Source organism: Nocardia sp. NPDC059764 (assembly GCF_042732555.1).
Classification (GTDB): domain Bacteria; phylum Actinomycetota; class Actinomycetes; order Mycobacteriales; family Mycobacteriaceae; genus Nocardia.
In genome coordinates, this window is record NZ_JBHWHH010000319.1 from 1 (window position 1) to 3,332 (window position 3,332).

Below are 3,332 nucleotides of genomic sequence, written 5' to 3' on the forward strand. Positions count from 1 at the left end.
CCCTCACACCGTGTGAGGCCCGAGCCTGGAGGAGTCATGTTCAGTATCGGAGACTTCGCCAGGTTCGGATCGGTGTCGGTGCGAATGCTGCGCCACTACGACGAGATCGGGCTGCTGCCGCCGTCCGAGGTCGACCCGTACTCGGGCTATCGGTTCTATGCCGCCGATCAGCTCGCGCGGCTCAACCGCATCGTCGCGTTGAAGGATCTCGGCTTCACCCTGCAACAGGTGGCCGAGATGCTCGACGGTCAGCTGTCCGCGGAACGGTTGCACGGCATGCTGCAACTGCGTCGCGCCCAGCTGGCCAATCAGGTGGCCGCGGACACCGCGCGACTCCAGTCCGTCGAGGCGAGGCTCCTGCGTATCGAAAAGGAGGGCGTCATGCCCGAGCAGGAAATCGTCGTGAAATCCCTGGCCCCCACGCTCGTCGCCGAAATGAGCGATGTGGCGGCCGAATCCGGCGAGGCCGCCGTCGGCCCGATCATCGAGCGGCTCTACCAGCGGCTGGGGAAGTCGATCCCGGAGGCGGGACTCACCATCACCGGTGCGCCGGTCGTGTATTACGAAGAGCTGGAAGCGGGTCTGCGCGTCCACGTCGCCCACCAGGTCGCGGGCGCCGCCACCCCCGGCACCCCGTTCGAGCTGCGTGAGCTGCCCGCGATCATGCAAGCCGCCACTCTCGCCCACCGCGGGAAACTGTCGGAACTGTGCGTGTCCTTCGAGGCCATGGGCCGCTGGGCCGACGAGAACGGTTACGCCCCTTGCGCTCCCATTCGCGAGGTCTACCTCAACGCCCCCGGCGACCCCGCCTCCGCCGAATGGGTCATCGAACTGCAGATGCCGGTCACGCAGGCCGCCCGAGCCTGAACCGGAATCACGAGCACGGAAAGCGCTGCGGCGCACAGCGAGTGCTGTGCGCCGCAGCGTGAGCCGGGAGGCTAGTCCGAACCGCCGTGCTCGCCGCCGTTCGGCGGTGGGATCCGCACCACGCGATCGTCGTACTGGTTCGGACTGCCGTCGGGCTTGTTCACGGTGCCGACCCAGATATTGCCGTCGCCGCCGATCGACGCGCCGTCCAGGCGGCCGTACTTGTCCTGCGCCAGCAGCGAGGGCGCGGCCGTCACCGCGTGGGTGTTCTTGTCGGCCATGGCGATGGCCAGCGCCTTCTGATTGGTCATGGAGATCGCGACCGCGTCCGTGGCGGCCGTGCAGCCCGCGACACCCGGGTGATCGGGCCAGGTCCACGCCTTCACCGCCACACCGTCCGCGCCGACCCGCTGCAGCCGGTCCTCGGTGGCGGTGCGGTCGGTGAACCAGATCGACCCCTTGCCGTCCGAGCACACGCCGCCCGCCACCCCGATTCCGGACACCATCACCTCGGCGGCCGCACCGGGCGCGGGGGCGCTGATGCTCAGCAGCTTCCCGGCCAGCGAGCCGTTGTCGGCGGCCAGCGCCGGATTGCCCGCGTCACCGGTGAGCACCAGCATGCGGTCGTGCGCGGTGAAATCGATCGACCCGCGATTGCCGTTGGCGCCCTTCGGGATTCCGGTCAGGATCGGCTTGGGCGCGCCGCCGCCGGTGGAGATGCGCACCACCCGGTTGTCGCTCGGCGTCGTCACGTACGCGTAGACCAGGCCGTCCTCACCGTAGGTGGGCGACAGCGCCAGCCCGGTCACGCCGCCGTCGCCGGCCGGGTCGACCTCCACCTTCGCCACCTCCACCGGCGCGGGCGGCTCGCCCTCGTCGGTGGCGACGACCTTCAGGATCCGCCCGGTGGTGCGCTCGGCCACCAGCGCGCTGCCGCCGTCGGGCAGCGCGACCAGCCCGCCGGTGGTGTCCAGGCACGAAACCACCACGGCCAGATCGGGATCCACGCACGGCAGATCCGGACGCTTGGCATTGGTCGGCGGCGTCTTGGGGGTGGTGGTCTTGGGCTCGGCGTCCTGCCAGGTCGGCTCGGTGGTGAACGGGCTGGAGGCGCGATCGTCGAAGCGCGCGCACCCCGACAGCAGCACCGCGCCGAGCGTCATGCCCAGCACGATCCGCCCGGCGCCCGCACGGACCATCCGTGCACCCACCCCGACACGGTCAGCGGCAACCAGACTCATGGTGGAGACGTTACGGAAAACCTGCCGTCACCGCTCGGACGGGGTGTCGCAAAAAGGCGTGCCGTGGCGAAACACTCCACCGTGGCGCGAATCAGACAGCGGACACGCCCGCGTTCTGCGGGGTGCCGGACGGTTGCGGCTAATACTCTGACCCGGGTGACGAACAAGCCGAACGAGCCGTCCGCCGCGGCGGGCGACGCCACGCCCGCAGCTCCGCGCCCGGCCGGCGCACCGGTCCGCAGCCCCTTCGACTCGCCGACCGAGCAGTTCGCCGCCCCGTCCGGCGCGCAGACCGCCGAGCAGATCACACCGCCCGCCGCCGCTCCCGGTCCGGCCGCCGAGCAGAACGGCCAGACCACCGAGCAACTCGGCCAGGCCGCCGGGCAGGCGACCGAACAGATCACGCCGCAGAAGGTCGGCCACGGCACCGAGCGGAACCTGCCGCGCACCGACGAGGAACTCGGCCTCGATCTGGACGTCCCGCTCTACTCGCAGGTCAAGAACTCCATCCCGGGCGCGGCCGACAGCTCCACCGCCGAGCCGTCCCCGACCTACTCCTTCGCCAGCATCCCGCCGGCCCCGGCCGCGCCTCCGGAGAACAATGGCCGCCGCCGCCGCGACGATCGCCGCGGCACCCTGGACCTCGGACTCCTCTTGCTGCGCTTGGTCATCGGCGGCACCTTCATCTACCACGGCCTGCAGAAGGCCTTCGGCTGGTTCCACGGCCCCGGCTTCGAGGGCATCAAGACCTCGATGGAGGGCGGCGGCTGGAAGCACGTCGACCTGGCCGTGCCCATGCTCATCGCGGGCGAGCTCGGCGGTGGCGTGCTGGTCGTGATCGGTCTGGCCACGCCGCTGGCCGCGGGCGCGCTGCTCGCGGTGATCCTGGACGGGTGGATGTGGAAGCAGGGCATGGTTCCCGGATTCCAGTACTCCGCCAAGACCAACTCGGTCGAGATCGACTCGATCCTGGTCGGCATCACCACCGCGCTCATCCTCACCGGCCCCGGCCGCTACTCGCTCGATCGCAATCGCGCCTGGTCCACCCGCCCGTTCCTGGGCTCCCTGGCCGCCTTCGTCGCGGCGGTGGCGGCGGCCATCCTGGTGTACATCTACCTGCACGGCGGCAACCCGCTCAACGGCATCGGCCCGTTCAAGTAGCAGGCCGCGTACGGCGCGGCCAGAGACTCGAAAAACCAAGCGGCCGGGCTCGATCCACTGGAT

Annotated in this window: 3 protein-coding genes; 2 read left to right on the forward strand and 1 reads right to left on the reverse strand. The window is 70.3% G+C overall.

Annotation, left to right across the window (positions count from 1 at the left end):
• Nucleotides 1–36 precede the first annotated feature (36 nt).
• Nucleotides 37–867, forward strand: a complete 831-nt coding sequence (locus ACFV4K_RS35170; RefSeq protein ID WP_379280617.1) for a MerR family transcriptional regulator — start codon at nt 37–39, stop codon at nt 865–867.
• Nucleotides 868–938: 71 nt separating this feature from the next.
• Here ACFV4K_RS35170 and ACFV4K_RS35175 read toward each other — a convergent pair whose 3' ends face one another.
• On the reverse strand, nt 939–2,066 hold the full coding sequence (locus ACFV4K_RS35175; protein ID WP_379280619.1) for a PQQ-dependent sugar dehydrogenase: 1,128 nt from the start codon (nt 2,064–2,066) through the stop codon (nt 939–941).
• A gap of 198 nt (nt 2,067–2,264) precedes the next feature.
• On the opposite strand from ACFV4K_RS35175, the gene ACFV4K_RS35180 reads away from it, so the two are divergent.
• A complete protein-coding gene (locus tag ACFV4K_RS35180) occupies nt 2,265–3,269 on the forward strand; it encodes a DoxX family protein (RefSeq protein ID WP_379280618.1) in 1,005 nt (334 codons plus the stop codon).
• The last annotated feature ends 63 nt before the right edge of the window (nt 3,270–3,332 follow it).

Bases quoted from the DNA above. Each gene is read 5' to 3' on its own strand.
- ACFV4K_RS35175 (WP_379280619.1), bottom strand. From the start codon at position 2,066: ATGGTCCGTGCGGGCGCCGGGCGGATCGTGCTGGGCATGACGCTCGGC.
- ACFV4K_RS35170 (WP_379280617.1), top strand. From the start codon at position 37: ATGTTCAGTATCGGAGACTTCGCCAGGTTCGGATCGGTGTCGGTGCGA.